Source organism: Streptomyces sp. IBSNAI002 (assembly GCF_052244475.1).
GTDB lineage: Bacteria > Actinomycetota > Actinomycetes > Streptomycetales > Streptomycetaceae > Streptomyces.
Genome location: NZ_JBQPXG010000002.1, coordinates 8,354,273 through 8,371,530 on the forward strand (window position 1 = coordinate 8,354,273; position 17,258 = coordinate 8,371,530).

General features: G+C 71.9%; 14 protein-coding genes. 4 read left to right on the forward strand and 10 right to left on the reverse strand.

The annotated features are described in order from the left end of the window. Positions 1-466: 466 nt before the first annotated feature. The 7 genes from ACTVZO_RS38755 to ACTVZO_RS38785 form a co-directional block, all read right to left on the reverse strand. Complete coding sequence (locus tag ACTVZO_RS38755) at positions 467-829, reverse strand: roadblock/LC7 domain-containing protein (protein ID WP_443303406.1); 363 nt, start codon at positions 827-829, stop codon at positions 467-469. Positions 830-904: 75 nt separating this feature from the next. Then, a complete protein-coding gene (locus ACTVZO_RS38760) occupies positions 905-1,480 on the reverse strand; it encodes a GTP-binding protein (RefSeq protein WP_443302853.1) in 576 nt (191 codons plus the stop codon). Positions 1,481-1,503: 23 nt separating this feature from the next. Continuing rightward, positions 1,504-1,878 (reverse strand): DUF742 domain-containing protein, encoded by a 375-nt coding sequence (locus ACTVZO_RS38765; protein WP_443302854.1) that lies wholly within the window; start codon positions 1,876-1,878, stop codon positions 1,504-1,506. Beyond that, on the reverse strand, positions 1,875-2,363 hold the full coding sequence (locus tag ACTVZO_RS38770) for a roadblock/LC7 domain-containing protein (RefSeq protein ID WP_443302855.1): 489 nt from the start codon (positions 2,361-2,363) through the stop codon (positions 1,875-1,877). The genes ACTVZO_RS38765 and ACTVZO_RS38770 overlap by 4 nt, the downstream gene beginning before the upstream one ends. Then, positions 2,360-4,753 carry a sensor histidine kinase gene (locus tag ACTVZO_RS38775; RefSeq protein ID WP_443302856.1) on the reverse strand — a complete coding sequence of 798 codons (2,394 nt, stop codon included), beginning with the start codon at positions 4,751-4,753 and terminating at the stop codon, positions 2,360-2,362. Before ACTVZO_RS38775 ends, ACTVZO_RS38770 begins: the two co-directional genes overlap by 4 nt. Before the next feature lie 555 nt (positions 4,754-5,308). Then, a complete protein-coding gene (locus tag ACTVZO_RS38780) occupies positions 5,309-6,082 on the reverse strand; it encodes a CAP domain-containing protein (RefSeq protein ID WP_443302857.1) in 774 nt (257 codons plus the stop codon). A 303-nt stretch (positions 6,083-6,385) separates the two neighbouring features. Beyond that, a complete protein-coding gene (locus ACTVZO_RS38785) occupies positions 6,386-7,324 on the reverse strand; it encodes a LysM peptidoglycan-binding domain-containing protein (protein ID WP_443302858.1) in 939 nt (312 codons plus the stop codon). A gap of 594 nt (positions 7,325-7,918) precedes the next feature. Between ACTVZO_RS38785 and ACTVZO_RS38790 the strand changes: the two genes are divergently transcribed. Together ACTVZO_RS38790 and ACTVZO_RS38795 are read left to right on the forward strand one after the other, a co-directional pair. After that, positions 7,919-8,686 (forward strand): lysoplasmalogenase family protein, encoded by a 768-nt coding sequence (locus ACTVZO_RS38790; RefSeq protein WP_443302859.1) that lies wholly within the window; start codon positions 7,919-7,921, stop codon positions 8,684-8,686. A 173-nt stretch (positions 8,687-8,859) separates the two neighbouring features. Then, a complete protein-coding gene (locus ACTVZO_RS38795; protein WP_443302860.1) occupies positions 8,860-9,654 on the forward strand; it encodes an SDR family NAD(P)-dependent oxidoreductase in 795 nt (264 codons plus the stop codon). Here the strand turns inward: ACTVZO_RS38795 and ACTVZO_RS38800 are convergent. After that, positions 9,629-11,167 carry an amino acid permease gene (locus ACTVZO_RS38800; RefSeq protein ID WP_443302861.1) on the reverse strand — a complete coding sequence of 513 codons (1,539 nt, stop codon included), beginning with the start codon at positions 11,165-11,167 and terminating at the stop codon, positions 9,629-9,631. The two genes, ACTVZO_RS38795 and ACTVZO_RS38800, sit on opposite strands and share 26 nt — an antisense overlap. 323 nt (positions 11,168-11,490) lie before the next feature. On the opposite strand from ACTVZO_RS38800, the gene ACTVZO_RS38805 reads away from it, so the two are divergent. After that, a complete protein-coding gene (locus ACTVZO_RS38805) occupies positions 11,491-13,284 on the forward strand; it encodes a beta-1,3-glucanase family protein (RefSeq protein WP_443302862.1) in 1,794 nt (597 codons plus the stop codon). An 832-nt stretch (positions 13,285-14,116) separates the two neighbouring features. On the opposite strand, the gene ACTVZO_RS38810 is transcribed toward ACTVZO_RS38805, so the two are convergent. Together ACTVZO_RS38810 and leuE are read right to left on the reverse strand one after the other, a co-directional pair. Continuing rightward, a complete protein-coding gene (locus ACTVZO_RS38810; RefSeq protein WP_443303407.1) occupies positions 14,117-15,469 on the reverse strand; it encodes a sugar porter family MFS transporter in 1,353 nt (450 codons plus the stop codon). Between the two features lie 306 nt (positions 15,470-15,775). Then, entirely contained in the window at positions 15,776-16,426 is a 651-nt protein-coding gene (gene leuE / locus ACTVZO_RS38815) for a leucine efflux protein LeuE (protein WP_443302863.1), read from the reverse strand. Positions 16,427-16,726: 300 nt separating this feature from the next. On the opposite strand from leuE, the gene ACTVZO_RS38820 reads away from it, so the two are divergent. Beyond that, positions 16,727-17,113, forward strand: a complete 387-nt coding sequence (locus ACTVZO_RS38820) for a nuclear transport factor 2 family protein (protein WP_443302864.1) — start codon at positions 16,727-16,729, stop codon at positions 17,111-17,113. The last annotated feature ends 145 nt before the right edge of the window (positions 17,114-17,258 follow it).

Consider the following 17,258-nt stretch of genomic DNA (forward strand, 5'->3'; position numbering starts at 1 on the left):
CGCGGTTGCCCCTCCGGCCGGTGCCGGGCCGTGCGGCGGTCTGCGGTGACGGTCGCCTGGACGGGACCCGGTTCGCCCGTGCGGCGATGCCGCAGGTCGGACGAGTGTTCGACGGGGCTTCGGCGGCGCTCGGGCGAGCCGGCCGGTCCGTGCGGTGTCAACCGCGTCGGAAGCGCACGGAGTCCGGTAGCCGGGCTGCGGCTCCGGATCCTGCCGGGTGTGGCGCCGGGATCGAGCCGTGGTTGCCGGGCGGTGCGCGGTGCGCCCCGCCGGTATTCGCAGGCAGGCAGGACTGGGTCACGACGCAGCGCACCGAATGCGGCCCGGCCACCCATGCCGACCGTCGCACCGGACGCGCACGCGGCGCGTCAGCCCGGACGCGGAGGGCCGGACCATCCGGGAACGCCGGCGCACACGCGGCGCCAGCGGCCCGAACGGTGGCGGCCCACCGGGCACCGGCCCGCGGTCACGGCGCCGGTGCCCCGTGCGTGAAGAGCGACAGCGCGAAGCCGACGGAGCCGAGGTCGCAGCCGGGGGCGGCGACCACGGAGACCGCCCCGCCGCCGGCGGCCGGGGTCGTGAACAGCACGCCCCCGTCCATCTCGACCAGGGTCTGTGTGACGTCTCCGCCGCCGAGGAGGGCGGATCCGCCGGCCGCCAGGCTGGCCAAGCCGGTGGCGAGCGCCGCGAGCTGGTCGGCGCGGTCCCGGGGCAGCCCGCGCGACACGGCGACGACGAGGCCGTCGGCGGAGGCGACCACCCCCTCCTCGACGCCGGGAGTGCCGGAGACGAAGGCGGCGAACCCCGTCTGAAGGGAGTCCGTCTGCATGACTGTGCTGTTCACTGGAGTTCCTCCGGATCGAATCCGTATGTGTGAGACGTCTGGTCGACGGGGCCGGGCATCCTAGGCGGGTGCCCCGGCGTGGGTACGCAGGGCCTGGCGGACGACCTCGATCAGCATCCGCTGGACGTCCTGCCGCTCCCTGGCGTCGGTGTAGAGCACCGGTACCGACCCGCCCACGCCGAGGGCGGCGCGAACGTCGTCGGGTGAGTGGGTCCGTCGTCCGTCGAAGGGGTTCAGGGCCACGGCGTAGGGCAGCCCGTGGTTCTCGAAGTAGTCCACGGCGGCGAAGCTCTCTTGCAGCCGCCGCGTGTCGGCGATGACCACCCCGCCCACCGCGCCGCGCACCAGGTCGTCCCACATGAACCAGAAGCGGTCCTGGCCGGGTGTCCCGAACAGGAACAGGACGAGGTCCTCGTCGATCGTGATCCGTCCGAAGTCCATCGCGACCGTCGTCGTCCGCTTCCCGGGGGTGTGGCCCAGCGCGTCCACGCCTTCCGAGGCGGACGTCATCACCGCCTCCGTGCGCAGCGGCTCGATCTCGGAGATCGACCCGACGAAGGTGGTCTTGCCCGCGCCGAAGCCGCCGGCGATGACGATCTTGGCACTGGTGGTCAGGCGGCTGCCCGTCGTATTCACTGTTCTCTCCTCACGAGAGGGCGTCAGAGGCGTTCGAGTCCGCGCAGCACGCGTTCGAGCATGGTCGTGGAGGCACTGCGTTCGTCCTGTTCGTGCACCCGGACCAGGCCGCCGTCCGCCAGGTCCGCGACGAGGATCCGCATCACGCCGACGGGGATGCCGAGGACGGCGGAGATCTCCGCCACCGAGCACGGCCGGACGCACATCTCGCGGATCCGGTCGTGCTCGGGCAACGGCCCGCGGTGGGCGTGCGGTTGCGGTACGGCGCTCACCAGCGTCTCCAGCCGGAGCAGGCGGCTGGCCTGGGTGCGGCCGCGCGTCAGGGTGTAGGGCCGGGGTCCGAAGGCGTCGGCCGGGGCATCGCGGGGGCCCGGTTCGAAGTGCGTCGCGGCGCTCACGTCGCGGTCCACGGTCGTGGCCGCGTCGTGGCCGCGGCGGGCCCGTCCGGCCCGTCCGGCCCCGGACCCCGGCGGGCCGGCGTCAGAACCTCTCCGCACTGCCGGGCCAGACGGGCCATGTGGTAGCCGGCCACCCCCAGATCGCACTGGGGGGAGGCGAGTACGGCGAGCAGCGACCCGTCCGAGATCGCCGTGACGACGACGGTGCCGTGGGCCATTTCGACGATCGTCCGGGAAACCCCGCCCCGGCCGAGGAGCTGGGCCCCTCCGCTGCTCAGAGCGACCAGGCCACTGCTGACGGCCGCCAGCCGGGAGGCGTCACCGGCCAGGCCCGCGGACGATGCCAGGAGCAGTCCGTCGGCCGAGACCACGGCGGCCGCCCGGATGCCGACGACCCTTTCGGTGAACCGGTTGACTATCCAGTCGAGGCCCTCGGCCGGGGGCAGGGCGGGGCCGGCGGGCGCCGGCTGGGTCACGGGGTTCATTCCTGTTCCTCCTGCGGGGCCTGCGGCAGGCCTCCGTCCTCGTCGTCGGCCCGGGCGATGCCCTGGTGCAGGGCGCCGAGCCTGCTGCGCAGCCGGGCGGACGCTTCGGGCACTTCCGTGGTGACTTCCTCCCGCGGGTACGGCGAGGCGGACCCGGCGGGCGGCGGTGACGTGCTCATGCCCGTGCCCGTGCCCATGCCCATGCCCATGCCCATGCCCATGGCCGGGGCCGGGGCAGTGGCGCTGCCGGGCTTGAGCAGGGCGCCGGGGACGCGGCGCGGCAGGCCGTCCGCCCGCTCCCCGGCGTCGGAGGGCTCGGCTGCAGGAGCGGCCGGTCCCTCGTGCACGGGCTGGTGCCCCTCCTCGGCGTGCCCGCCGAAGGCCGGCGCCTCCGGCGACGCGGTCAGCGGGGGGAGCGCGGTGGCCGACCACTCCGAGACCCGGCCGAAATCGGGATTCCTCGGCGTACGCGACCGGGCCTCCTCGGCTTCCGGGACGAACAGGTGGTCCTCCCCGGCGGCGGGCTCGCCCCATGCCCTGGGCACTTCCTGCGTGGCTTGCTCGTCGGCGGGCGTCCGCGCGGGGAGCGCGACGGCGAGCTCCTGCGGAAGGACGACGACCGCCGAAGTTCCCGGTGAGGCGGCACGCAGCTCCACGTCGACGCCGTGCCGCCGGGCCAGCAGGCCGACGACGTACAGGCCCATGTGCTCCGAGGCGTCCGGGGCGAGGGCCTCACCGGAGACGAAGTGTTCGTTGGCCAGGGCCAGTCGAGCGGCATCCATGCCGATGCCCTGGTCACGGATCTCCACCAGGACCCGGCCGTCGGGGAGTTGCTGGGCGCCGACCTGAACCTCCGTCTGAGGGCTGGAGAACATCAGCGCGTTCTCCAACAGCTCGGACAGCAGGTGCGCGATGTCGCCGACCGCGTAGCCGGCCACGTACACCGGTGGCAGGGCGAGGTGCCCCACCCGCTCGAACTGCTCGACCTCGGACATCGCGGTGCGCAGCACGTCGAGAAGCGACATCGGCCGGGAGGCGCGGGACGTGTTCTGTCCGCCCGCCAGGACGAGCAGGTTCTCGCTGTTGCGGCGCATCCGGGCCGCCAGGTGATCGAGTTCGAAGAGGCGCTTGAGCTGGACGCCGTCGGCCTCGTTCTGTTCGAGGGCCGTCAGGATCGACAACTGGCGCTGGACCAGGCTTTGGTTGCGGTGCGAGAGGTTGCGGAACAGCGTGCTGACGGATTCGCGCAGCCGCGCCTGGTCGCCCGCCAGCCGTACGGCCTCGCGGTGCACGGCGTCGAACGCTTGCGCCACGTCCCCGATGTCGTCCCGGGTGGCAATGCCGCTCGGCGTCACCGTCAGGTCCACGGAGGTCGCCGGGTTGTCCTTGAGGTCCCGCATCAGCTGGGGCAGGCGGACCTCCGCCACGTCGATGGCTGCCGCGTGCAGTTCGGCCAGACCCTGCGAGATGCTGCGCGACACCGCGAAGGCGAGGCCGAGGGCTGCGACCAGCAGCGCCGCGGTGACCCCTGCGTCGAGCCGTGCCTGGCCCATGGCGTCGTCGTACTGGGCCTGGCTCCGGGACACGAGCTGGTCCGAGACCTGCACGGCCAGCTTGTCGAGCTGCTGCACCCGCGTACCGAAGTCCGCGTACCAGTTCTGCGGCAGGGCGGTGCCCTTCGAAAGGTCCTGCGGGGCCTGGAGCATCTGCTGGAGCGCCTGCTCCGCGGTACGGGACGCGGCGGACTGCTCGCTGCGGGCGAAGGCGGCACGGTCTCCCGGCGGGGCGGCCATCGAGAACTCGCGCTGGGCCATGTCACGGATCTTCACGGTGGCGAGCAGCGAGGCGCGTTGGGCGGCCGTGAGGCTGCCCTGGGTCTCGGCCTGCGACATCAGGGCCCGTTCGCTGGACAGCATCGACGTGCTGAGCGAAAGGGTGTAGAGCCCCCAGCCCTGGGAGTGGGACTGGGCCAGCTGACCGTCGAGTGCGTTGTCGATGCCCAGCAGCGGCATGATCAGGCTGAGGTAGCCGGTGTCCGTGACCGACCCGGTGGCACCACCGTCGGCCGCCTCACGGATGCGCGGGAAGGCGGCGAAAGCTTCCTTGACGGCCGCCAGGCGGGTTTTGATCTGGCCGTCCTGTGATAGCTGGCCACTCTCGCCCTCGAGCTGTTGCTGCAAAGCATCTGTTTGCTCTCGCACGTTTGCCAGAGCGTTGGCTCCGGCAGCGGACCGGGCGGCGGGATCGATCGTGACGTCCCGCTCGTGCTGGAGCTGCTGCACCAGTGCCGTGCCCGTACGGGCCAACTGGGCCACCTCGTGGAACTGCTCGTAGCGGGACGCCTCGTCGAGCGAGCCGTTCACCCTGAGCGCGCCCAGGACGGTGGCCACGATCAGGGGGATGGCGATGACGGCGAGGAGACGCGTTCGAACGCGCAGGTCACCCAGCCGCCGCCCGCGTATCCGCGGCCGCCGGGATGTCCCGGATCCGGGGGATTCGGAGGAGTCCTGTCCCTGCCGACCGGACCCGCTCGGGGTCTGGGGCGGGGAAGCCTTGCGGAGCCGGAGCCGGCTCTTTCGCTGCTCGCGCATCTGTGTCACTTCCGCTTGCTCGGACCTCCCTGCGGCCGTGGCCGGCCCGCGGGGAGCGGACAACTTCCGCCGACTGGCGGCGGAGGGGGCCTGTCGGCGCGGGAACCGCATTCCGCGGCGCCCGGCGAGACCACCTGATGCGACCGTAGGCCGGTGGCCGGGCCGCGGGACCGGCCGGTCACGGGAGGGTGCCGGGGGAGGTGTCCCTCCCCCGATCGGGGGAGGAACAGCCGGTGAAGCGGGCGCGCGCAGCACTTCGCCCTCCGTCCGGGGCCGGGGCCGCGGGCACGGAGGGCGAAGCGCTGCGTGATCGGTGAGTGGTGAGTGGCGAGCGACGGGCGATCGCGTCGGCGGCTACGCGCCGAAGTAGCCTGCCCACCAGATGGTGGCCGGGGTGGTGGCGCTGGAGACGCCCATGGTGCGCAGGGACGGATCGAGCACGTGGGCCCGCTCGCCAGGGTCGTTCAGCCAGGAGTCGACCGCGGCCTGCGCGCCGACCTCGTTGCGGCTGACGATCGCGGTGGCGTCCGTGGTCCCGGGTTGCTGCCACGGGGTTCCCGGTACGGGACCGGCCGGCCCCGCAGCGCCGTCGGACGACAGCCCGGTCGTGGCACGCCGGGCCAGGGCGTCCAGGGTGGTGTCCAGCTTCATCGGGGCGAGGTGTGCCTGGGCCCGGGCCTGGTTGACGAGCTTCAGCACCTCGCTCGGGGCGGTGGAGTCGAACTGCTTCTGCTGTGCGTCGGCCCGGGCGATCAGGGCTGCCGGGGACTGGGCGGCGGACGTTCCTCCGGCTGCCGCCGGGTGGGACACGGCGGCCGGAGCCGGTGCGGTCCCGCCGCCCTGCGCCGGACTCGGCACCGGGGCGGGCGCGGGCTGCCGGGCCGCCCCCGCCCCCGTCCGGGGGTCCGCCGCAGGGGCGGCCTGAAGGGACTGCGCAGCGGCCGGGCGCGTCGCGGCCGTGTGGGCGGCGCGGAAGTCCTCGTGCAGGCCGGGATGGCCGCCGGCCGGGATCAGGACCGCGGCCAGAACGCCCGCTCCCGCTGCCGTCACCGCGACGGCGGTCACCAGCCGTGCGCCCGTGGGCAGCTTGCGGCCGTCTTTGCCGCCGGATGTCTTGTGCCGAGCCATGAGGTGCCCTTCCTGGCTGCGCGTCCCGTCCACTTGGCGGAACTGATTCGCTGCTGCGAATGTACGGGAGTGGTGTGGCCGTGAGGCGTCGCAGAAGGCCCGGAAGCATCCGTGCGACCTGTGCCGGCGTACTGCGCACCACCCCGCGCGCGGCCCCGGGCCCAGGTCCGCCGGGCCCGGCCGGCGCGGATCGCTGCCGCCGTCGGCGACGTGCGCGTCGTTCTCCGCGAGGTGCGGTCTGCCCCGGCGCGGAAGCGGCGGCCGGTCCCCGGGGCGGGAACCGGGGCCGAGCCGCTCCGCGCGTCAGTACGCGCCGTTCACATTGTTGATCGAAACGTACTTGGCAGCCGCGTAGTTGCACGCCGCGGTGATGTTGGCCACCGGGTCGTAGGGGTCGAACGACGTGCCCGGCACGTGGTAGGCGCGGAACGTCGGATCGATGACCTGGAGCAGGCCCTTCGACGGTATGCCCGCCTTGGCGTTGCTGTCCCAGAGGTTGATCGCCTTCGGATTGCCGGACGACTCGCGCATCACATTGCGCATGATGCCTTCGTAGGAGCCCGGGATTCCGTGCGCCTTCATGATCGAAAGCGACTGGCGGATCCAGCCGTCGAGGTTGTTCGGGTACGAGGGCGTCTGCGGCTGCGGAGTGTTGTCAGGGCTCGGTGGAGTCTGCGGCACTTGGTGGTGGGGCTTGGTAGCCGGCTTGGTGTGGGGCTTGGCTTCGGGCTTGGCGTGGGGCTTGGCGTGCTGCGGCGCGGCCTTGTGCTCACCGTGGTGCGCCTTGGCCCGGTCCTGGTGGTGGTGCGGGGCGGCATGATGCGCCGGTGCCGGGGCGTCAGCGGGCGCCGTCGTGGCGTCGCCGCCGGGGATGGTCAGGGTCAGGCCGACGTGGATCAGGTTCTCGTTCGGGACCTCCGCCTTGTTCGCGTTGTGGAGCGCCGACAGGCTCACGTGCTCCTGGCACGCGATGCCGGAGAGCGTTTCCCCGGCCTTGACGACGTGTGTGCGGTGCTTGGGGGCGGCCTGGGTGTCGGCTGACGACTTAGCGGTCCCGGTGGACGCGTCCGGCCGGGGAGCCTGGTGGGTCGCGGCCAGGGTGGCGTCGGTGGCGGGTGCCTTCGTGGCGGCGTTGGCGGCGCCCGCCACGATGACGGGAAGGGCGAGGCCGGTACCGGCCGCGGCCAGGCGTCGCTTGAGTAGGTTGTTGTCTGGGCGGCGGTGCTTTCCGTTGGACGGCATGGTTGTTCCTCTCAGTTGCCGGCAATCTCGGTTCGTGCGGTGCGGATTCGACGTCCGACCGCAGCCCCGTACGCGGGGCTCTCCCGCCGCTTGCCGATGGGGTACGCGTTCTCCACGGGGGGGAGCCCGGCGTACCGGTCCTTGCGGGGTGGTCAGACCGTAGGCAAGGGTCAAGAGCGGCAACAAGCCCCCTCCGGCGGCTCCGGATGCACCATCGGGCAGGCGGGCGGGCGAGCGCCGGAGGGCAGGATCCGGACGGAGCGTCAGAACCCTTGGGGAGTCCAGGGCCCTGCCTCAGGGGGCACTGGTGGTATCGCACGAGGCGTGTGACCGGGCTCACAGTCCGGTGGGTGCGATGTGCTCCTCTGACCGGGGGAGAGGGAACCCGTCCGTCTGGGGGAGTCCCCAGGTCCCACCTGGTCCGGCCGGGACCGGGGACGCCCGCGCACGGGGTCGGCGCCGGTCCGACGGCGCCGGGTTTCACCGCAGGAGCAGCCACGTACGAGGGTCCGGGGACTGGACCGCGGGCCGGTGTACGGCGTACGAATCTGCGGACACGCGGACGCGTGTGAGGTACCTCGGAGGGAGCACGGCGTGAACGTGAAGGGGACGGACCGATTCGGCCGCGTCACGGTGGAGGTTCTCTTCCAGGCGGCAGCCCTGGGAGAGGTATGGGCCGCGCACCGCGGCAACCGGCCGCTGCAACTGCTCACCAAGCCCGTGGCGGTACCCCTGCTCGGGCTCAAGACCGCCCGGCGGCGCGGCCTGATGGAGCCGGCGGAGCGGCGGCTGCTCGTCTCGGCCCTGCTGGCCGCGGGAGTCGGCGACTACTACATGTCCCGCTCCGACGAGGACGGCCAGATCGTGCGCGGCGCCGCGGCGTTCGGGGTGATGCAGACCCTCTATTCGGCGCTGCTCCTGCGCCGCGGCAACCGCCCCCACCTGCGCACGGCCGCGCTGCCGGCGGCCGCCTGGGCCGCGGCCGCCACGCTGCTGGCCGCCCGGCGACAGCCGGGCCGGGGCGCGGTCCCGGCGGTCCTCGCCTCCTACGCGGCGACCCTGGCCGGCACGCTGACCATCGCCCAGGACCCCGGCACGGCGGGAGTGGCGGGGCCGGTGGCGCGCCTGGTCCGTCCCACCCGAGACCGTCGGACGTGGCTGCCGGCCGGCGTGGTGCTGTTCGCCGTTTCCGACACCGCGATCCTGCTGAGGCGCACGCTGCTCACCGGCGCACGGTCGCGGGCCGCGGCCCAGGTGTTCGTGCTCGCCACGTACAACGCCGCGCAGTGGCTGATCGTCGAGGGCTTCCTGGCCCGGTCCGGGCCGGGCGGGACGACGGACCCGCGGAGCCATGTGCGGTAGGACGCCGCCGCGTTGTCGTGCGGGACGGCCTCGAGAGGTTCGACCGCCGCCTCGGCCGAAAGGCCCGGGACTCCATCCGGGCGGGCAGGCCGGGGTGTGGACAGCGCAGGGGACGCATCTCTATTGTTCGTTCGAACGAACTAATCGCGGGTCTGGGTGCCGAAGGGGTCGTCATGCGCATCACCGGAATGAATGTCCTGCTCACCGGTGCGACGGGGGGGTTGGGTCAGGCCCTCGCCACGGCCCTGGCCGCCGAGAAGGCCCGGCTGACCGTCACCGGTCGCCGCGAAGAGGCCCTGAAGGGCGTCGCTGACGGCCTGCGCGCCCGCACCGTGGTCGCCGACCTCGCCGACCGGCAGGACGTGGCCCGGCTCGCCGATGAATGCGCCGACACCGACGTACTCGTCGCCAACGCCGCCCTGCCGGCCAGCGGCGACCTCTTCGACTACACCGAGGAGCAGCTCGACCGCGCCCTGGACGTGAACCTGCGCGCCCCCATCGAGCTCGTCCGCCGCCTGGCCCCGCACATGGAGGCCCGCGGCCGGGGCCACATCGTGCTGGTGGGTTCCATCTCGGGCAAGGCGGCGAGCCGCTCCTCGTCCCTCTACAACGCGACCAAGTTCGGCCTCCGCGGCTTCGCCTTCGCCCTGCGCCAGGACCTCGCCCCCCGCGGCGTCGGCGTCTCCCTGGTGCAGCCGGGGTTCGTGCGGGACGCCGGGATGTTCGCGGCAACCGGCGCGGCCGCGCCGCCCGGGATCCGCACCGTGGCCCCGGCCGAGGTCGCGGCCGGCGTCGTACGGGCCGTCCGGCGCGACCTCTGCGAGGTCAACGTCGCCCCGCTGGAGCTGAAGCTGCTGAGTGCGGTGGCCGGTCAGTTCCCGCGGTTCGCCGAACTGGTCCAGGCGCGGATGGGGGGCCTGGACGAGACGATGCGTCAGATGGTCACTGCCCAGCGCGATCGCCGCTAGGAACCGGCCCGGCATCGGCACCGGCTCCGGCACCGGCTCCGGCATTGGCACCGGCTCCGGCTCCGGCTCCGGCGACGCGTGCGGCGGCGAGTGCCGCGACCCGTCGGCGCACCAGGAACCAGCCTCCGACGAGAGCGGCCGCGACCGCCGGGAGCGCCATGGCCGTCCGCGCCCCTAGCCCGTCACCCGTACACACCAGCACCAGCACCGCGAGGAGGAAGAGAAGGGTGACGACCTGGGTGTACGGGGCGCCGGGCAGGCGGTACGCGGGCCGGCTGACCAGCCCGCGACGCGAGCGGTGCCAGAACAGCAGCGAGCAGATCATGATCATGCCCCAGGTGGCCAGCACGCAGAACGAGGCGAAGTTGAGCACCACCTCGAAGGACTCCTTGGGCATGACGTAGTTCAAGGCGACACCCACGACGCCGAACGACGCGGTGAGCAGGATGCCGCCGTAGGGAACCTGGCCCTTGTTCATCCGGGCGGTGAACCGGGGCGCAGAGCCCGCAACCGCCATGGAGCGCAGGATGCGGCCCGTTGAGTAGAGGCCGGAGTTCAGGCTGGAGAGGGCGGCGGTGAGGACGACCAGGTTCATGATGCCCGCGGCGCCGGGGACGCCGAGCTTGCTGAAGACGGTCACGAACGGGCTCTCGCCGGCCGAGTAGGCGGTGTGCGGCAGCAGGAGCGACAGCAGCAGCACGGATCCGACGTAGAACACCCCGATGCGCCACATGATCGAGTTGATGGCCTTGGGGACGATCCGGCGGGCGTTCTCGGTTTCGCCCGCGGCGACTCCGCAGAGCTCCACACCGGCGAACGCGAAGACGACGCCCTGCATGACCAGCATCATGGGCAGGGCCCCGGACGGGAAGATCCCGCCGTGGCCGGTGATGGAGGAGAGTCCCGGCGTGTGGCCGTCCAGCTGGTGGTGGGTGGCGATCAGGACGACGGACACCACCATGAACACGACGAGCGCGCCCACCTTGACGACGGAGAACCAGAACTCCGTCTCGCCGAAGTACCGGACCGATATGAGGTTCGCCGCGAGGACCACGGAGAGGGCGAGGAGGGCGAGCGCCCACTGGGGGACGCTGCTGAACGCCGACCAGAAGTGCGCGTAGGTGGCCGCGGCGGTGATGTCCGCGATACCCGCGGTACCCCAGTTCAGGAAGTACAGCCAGCCGGCCGCGTAGGCGCCCTTCTCTCCCATGAACTCCCGCGCGTACGACACGAACGCACCGGAGGAAGGCCGGTGCACGACGAGTTCACCCAGTGCCCGTACGACGAGGAAGGCGAAGATCCCGCACACGGCGTAGGAGAGGGCGAGGGACGGGCCGGCCTCGGCCAGCCGTCCGCCCGCCCCGAGGAAGAGCCCGGTGCCGATGGCCCCGCCGATGGCGAGCATGGTCAAGTGCCGGGATTTGAGCTTCTTGCTGTATCCCTCGTCACCCGCGTCGGTGTGCGCGGGCGGAGGAGCCGGTACTGCCGTGGTCAAGGTCTGGACGTCAGCCATCAGCTGTTGCCCTTCATCCGTGATGGGGAGGCGCCGTGCGCCGGGTCGGTAACGGCTGCCTTGACCGGGCGGACGACGGTCCGGGCCGGCCGGGGGAAGGATGGAGCTCTGCCGACAAGCCAACGCCACGACGCCCCTCCGCAGCAGGGGCCGATCGGGGGGTCAGGAGGGGGAACCCGCCGTCCACCTGGGGTTTTGTCTGTATGCGGACGAGGGCGTAGGGCCCGGGGCCCCGGTACCTTCGGCTGCCCTTTGGCGCAGGACGCGACCGGGGTGGCTCGGTAAGGGTGGAGGAGCACACCAGCTCCTAGCAGAGGAACATCATGCCCGACCGTTCGACCCAGACCCCCAACTCCCCCCGCCGCAGCCGCGCCGCGATGCGCACGGCCGCTTGCGCCGCGCTCCTGCTGACGGTGCCGGTCGTCTCACTCGGCGGCGCCGCGCTCGCCCACGCGGCCACCGCCACCCCGCCGGCGGCCACGAGCAGCCCGGCGGACGCACCGTTCACCCAGTCGGTCACGCCCGACGCGAAGAAGCAGATCACGACGTGGACCTTCGACGCCAAGGCGAATCTCGACTACCTCGGCCTGATGTACACCCCGAAGGCCGGCGGCCTGCCGCCGCAGTCCCTCGACCTCGTCGCCCTCCACAAGAACAACGACCCGCGGGTGAAGGTATCGGGCACGGAATACACCTTCACCGAGCCCTTCAGCGCCACCGCGTCCCAGTTCACCTACCACTGGGTGTACACGCCCCAGGGTCAGCCCCAGTCGGCTCCGACTCCGGAGCTCGACCAGACGGGCACCGCCGTGGACCCGACCCCGCCGCCGAACACGGGAGGCGGATTCCCCCTGGACATCAAGGCCCCCGCCGGCAGCGACTACTGGGTGACGGTGGTGGGCCAGCAAAAGGACAAGGGGCACTACGTCTACATCAAGCCCGACGGCTCGTCCGCGCCGGTGACTCAGCAGCAGCCGACCGCCGATAGTGTTGCGAGCGGCATGAGCTACGAGGTGAACAAGCTCAATAGACCGTTCCAGATGCCCGCGTGGCTTGAGGGCGGCCGTATCTTCATCTCCAACAAGCCGATGGTCATGCCGCCCGCCGAGGTCAACGGCCAGCCCAGTGACACCGGCTACCAGCAGCCCGACCTGAACAACTCGAAGGACCCCAACCAGCTGACGAAGTTCGATTTCTTCGAGCAGACCTTCAAGAACGCGACGGTCAAGGACACCAGTCCCAATCCCACCGGCCCGGTCGCCTGGGGTGGCAACACCACCCAGGTCGACGGTTTCGGTATTCCCATGACGGCCGAACTGAAGCAGGGCTCTTCCCATTTCGACCGGACGGTCGGCATCAAGGACATGACCACCAGGCAGGTCATTGCCAAGTACCTGCAGACGGTCGACCCCATCTTCGCCAAGGAAGTGGTCGGGACGGGCTCGGACAAGTCGCACGCTCCCCACATCATCGCCCCGCGTTCGGCCGATGTGTTCAAGGCCGCGACCGCCACCGAGCCGGCAGGGGCCGGTGCCGACTACTTCGACCAGGAGATCAATGACGCGTGGAGCAATTGGAAGTCCGGTAACCCCGCTTCGGACCAGACGCAGCCCTTCACCCTGGACGTCGGCGACGGTGTCGTTTTCACTGGCAACACCGGGGCGGACGGCACGGGACCCCTGACCTTCACGAAGTGGAAGAATGGAGTCTCGGTGGGCACCGGTGAGGTGGCCAAGCCAACCACCCAGGCCATGGTGGCATGCTCCGACAGCCTCGCCACGGGATCGGACGACGACAAGCTCGTCGAGGCCAACGTGTGCGCCGCCGGCAACCGCGGCATGCTCACGGAGGCCGTCAAGGACTGGGGCAACCCGAGCATGTACTTCCCGCAGCCCAAGCCTGACGACCCGCAGTACAACCTGGACCACCGGTACAACCAGTACGCGGCCTTCTTCCACACCATTGCCCTGCCGGACCCGGACCGGAAGACCTCCGACGGCGACCCGATTCACCCCGCCTACGGTTTCGCCTATGACGACGTGCACGACATGAGCTCGGTGATGATCCTGCCGAACTTCGACGCGCCCGACAGCCTGACGCTCACCATCGGCGGCTGATCCTGCCCGAAGGAGCCTCTCCGCCCGGCATCCGTCCAGGATGGCGGGCGGAGAGGCTCCTTCGCGTCCGCTGCGGCGGGTCCGGTCCAGGAGATGGCCGTGCACGCGGTCCTCGCGGCACCACGGGCCGCGGCAACAGGCCCGAGCTGAAGGAAGTGGCGACCGAGCGAGCCCCGTTCGCCTGCGCGGCTTCCGGGGAGTGGCTTCCGCCATGGTCGACAACCGGCTCGCCCCGTCGGGGAAGTGCGAGATGTTCGTGGCCGTGCTCACCGGTCGGCGTACCTGGCGCGAGGCCGCGGAACGCTGGGGCGGGGAGCGCTCCACGTGACCGCGGTGCTGCGGCGTGCGAAGCGGAGCGTGCCGCACGGGGTCGCCGCCGCCGAGGCGCCGGGCCGGCCTTGCACGACTGTCGAGCAGGCGGCGCCGACCGTGGCTCGCGCGGGGTGGACCGGCTGCGCGGAACCGTTACCGAGCAGGCGGTCGCCCCCGCACGCAACAGGGGGAAACGAGAGGGGTCTGAGCGTCGGCCCGTCGTGCCACGCATGCACGCGGAGAACGCAAGATCGGGCTACTGGAACGCGTCAACCCTGCGGGGGCGGGCCGGCTGCCCCGGTCCGGGCGAGGCCGCAGCGCAAGACGGTGCTGTGACGGGCCGTCGGCCCCGGCGTGAGGGCCGGATGTCACCACGGATCGGACGGTAGCCCGTCGACCCGACGGGCAGCGGTGGCCCCCCACGACCGCCTGGCGTGTCGTGGAGGGCCACCGCGGTGGCGTGTGGGATGCCGAAGCGTGCTCGGCTCAGCCACGTGTCAGGGGAGGGACGGGGCGAGCATCAGCCCATCTCCTCCAGCGCCTTGCCCTTGGTCTCCGGTACGAACTTGAGGACGAACGGGATCGAGAGCACGGCGAAGGCCGTGTAGAGCACGTACGCGCCGGACAGGTTCCACTGCGACAGGCTGGGGAACGTGACGGTGATGGCCCAGTTGGCGATCCACTGGACCGCGGCGGCGAGACCGAGCGCGGCAACCCTGATCCGGCCGGGGAACATCTCACCGAGGAGCACCCAGACCACCACGCCCCAGGACAGGGCGAAGAAGAGCACGAACGCGTGCGCCGCGAGCAGGGCCGTCAGCGCCGCTCCGCCGGCCAGATGGACCGTCGAGGCGTCCCCGGTGCGCTGGGAGAACGCCCACGCGCACAGGCCGAGGGAGACGGCCATGCCCGCCGAGCCGATGAGGGCCAGCGGCTTGCGGCCGATGCGGTCGACGAAGATCATCGCGATCACGGTGCCGATGATGTTGATGATCGACGTGGTGAAGGAGTACAGGAACGAGCTGGTCGGCTCGATGCCGACGGACTGCCACAGCGAGGAGCTGTAGTAGAAGATCACGTTGATGCCGACGAGCTGCTGGAAGACGGAGAGGCCGATGCCGATCCAGACGATGGGCAGCAGGCCGGAGCGGCCGCCGAGCAGGTCCCGGAAGGTGGACTTCTGCTGCGAGGAGATGGCGCGGTCGATCTCGCGGACCCGGGCGTCGGCGTCGATGCCCGACCCCTCGACCTCCCGCAGGACGGCCTTGGCCTTCTCCGTACGGCCCACGGAGACCAGGAAGCGGGGTGACTCGGGGATGACGAGGGACAGCAGGCCGTAGAGGACGGCGGGGACGACCATCACGCCGAGCATCCACTGCCAGGCCTCCAGGCCGCCGATCTCTCCGCGCTGGTCGCCGTGGGCGAGGTGAAGGACGGCCCAGTTGACGAGCTGGGAGATGGCGATGCCGATGACGATGGCGGCCTGCTGGAAGGAGGCGAGGCGGCCCCGGTAGGCGGGCGGGGAGACCTCGGCGATGTAGGCCGGGCCGATGACCGAGGCCATGCCGATGCCGAAGCCGCCGATCACGCGCCAGAGCGCGAGGTCCCACAGGGCGAAGGGCAAGGCCGAGCCGATGGCGCTGGCGGTGAACAGGACGGCGGCGATCTGCATGCAGCGGATGCGGCCGATCCGGTCGGCGATGCGGCCGGCGGTGGCGGCGCCGAGGGCGCAGCCGATCAGCGCGGCGGCGATCACCTGGGCGAGGGTGGCGGAGCCGACGTCGAAGCGGTCGCGGATCGCCTCGACGGCGCCGTTGATGACAGAGCTGTCGTAGCCGAACAGGAAGCCGCCCATGGCCGCCGCGGCCGCTATGACAGCGGCGCGGCGGGGACCATGGACGGCGGAACGAGCGGATCCGGCGGCCCGGGGTGGGGTGTGGACGCGTGACACGGGTACTCCTCGGTCGGGAGCCACGCCGGGGCGCGGTACGCGTGGCGGCGTGGAATGGCGAAGCCTTGTGCTTCCTGCGGACCGTCCGAAACGGTGCACGGCCCGCTTCACCGGCGTGTCGAGCCGTTTCAGCCGGGCCGTGCGCGGCCCGCCCTCTTTGTAGTGCGCGGCCGGAGCCCGGAACTCCCCCCACCGGGGGAGAGGGAGGGGGGACCGGACGGCGCGTCGCTACAGGCCGAAGGCCAGGGCCGTGCTGAACCCGAGGAACAGCAACCCGGCCGATCCGCGCAGCACGGCCGTCAGCCGGTGGCGGCCTTCGACCGCGCGGCCGATCCGTGCCGCGGCCAGCACCAGGCAGAACAAGTAGCAGGCGCTGAACAGCTCGTACACCGCTCCGAGGGTCGCGAAGGCCTGATGGGGCCGGTGGGCCGCCGGGTCGACGAACTGGAGGAAGAAGGAGAGGAAGAACAGCATCGCCTTCGGGTTCAGCACCGTGATGACGAACGCCCGCCGCGTGCCGGCCGGCGTCGCCGTGCCGTGGGGAGCAGGTGCCGGTGCCGCGTCCCGTCCCCCGGCAGTACGCAGGGTCGCGAAGGCGGCGCGGAGCATGCCGATCCCCAGCCAGGCGATGTACGCGGCCCCCAGCCAGCGCACCCAGGTGACGATCTCGGGGTCGGCCCGCAGAAGACGGGCCGCCCCGAAGACGGTCAGCACCATCAAGGTGACCTCGCCGCATACGACGCCCAGTGCGCAGCGCAGACCCGCCCGCACACCGCCCTGGGCCGCGGAGCCCAGGGTGGTGAGCGAACTCGGGCCCGGGAGCAGGACGAAGACCAGTGCCCCGAGCGCGAAGGCGGTCAGGTGCTGGGTTCCCCACATGCTGTGCTTCCTTCTCGTGCTGAGGCGGCTGGCCGGTCCGGGTCCACGCTAGGGATCAAGGAGCGGCCGTCCCTCCACCGATCGGGGGGCGGGACCGGGGGAGGCGGGGCGGGCCCTCCGACAACCGCTCTCCGCCTCACGGCCTCCTCCCGTCGTCGCGTCGAAGGGGGGTCCTGCACAGCGGGTTTCCGACAGCAGGATGGCGCCGCGTCCGCTCGGAAGGCGGAGGCCGCAGCTGCGCCCGCGCGCGCTGCGCCCAGCGGAGCCGGCCGGACCAGGCCGGAGAACAAGGAACTGTCGATGGACCCGGTGACCGTCTTCCACGCCTACTACGAGAGTCTGACCGGGGGTGACATGGAGCGGCTGGCAGGTCTGTTCGCCGACGGAGTCGTGTGGCACCAGCCGGGCGCCGGAACCCTGTCCGGTGAGTACCGCGGCCGTTCCGAGGTCCTCGCCCTCTTCGGAGAGTTCATGGAGCGCAGCGGGGGAACGTTCCGCCTCGCCGTGGACGACGTCATGGCCAACGGCCCGCTCGTCGCGGCCACGGTCCGCTTCAGCGCGCGACGCCCCGACCGGGAACCCATCGACATGAGCGGTGTCGACCTGTTCCGGATCGAGGACGGCCGGATCGCCGAGGTATGGCTCTTCTCCGGCGAACCGGCCGCCGAGGACCTGTTCTGGTCCTGACCACCGGCAAGCACAGCGCCGGACGCCCGTCGGCGGACTAGCCCGATCGTCCACACCTCCGGCCTCCCCCTCGCCGGAGGGGCCTGCTCCGGATAGCGTGCGGAGCAGAGCACGGCGGCCGGGTGGGGCCGGCCGCCGTGCGCAC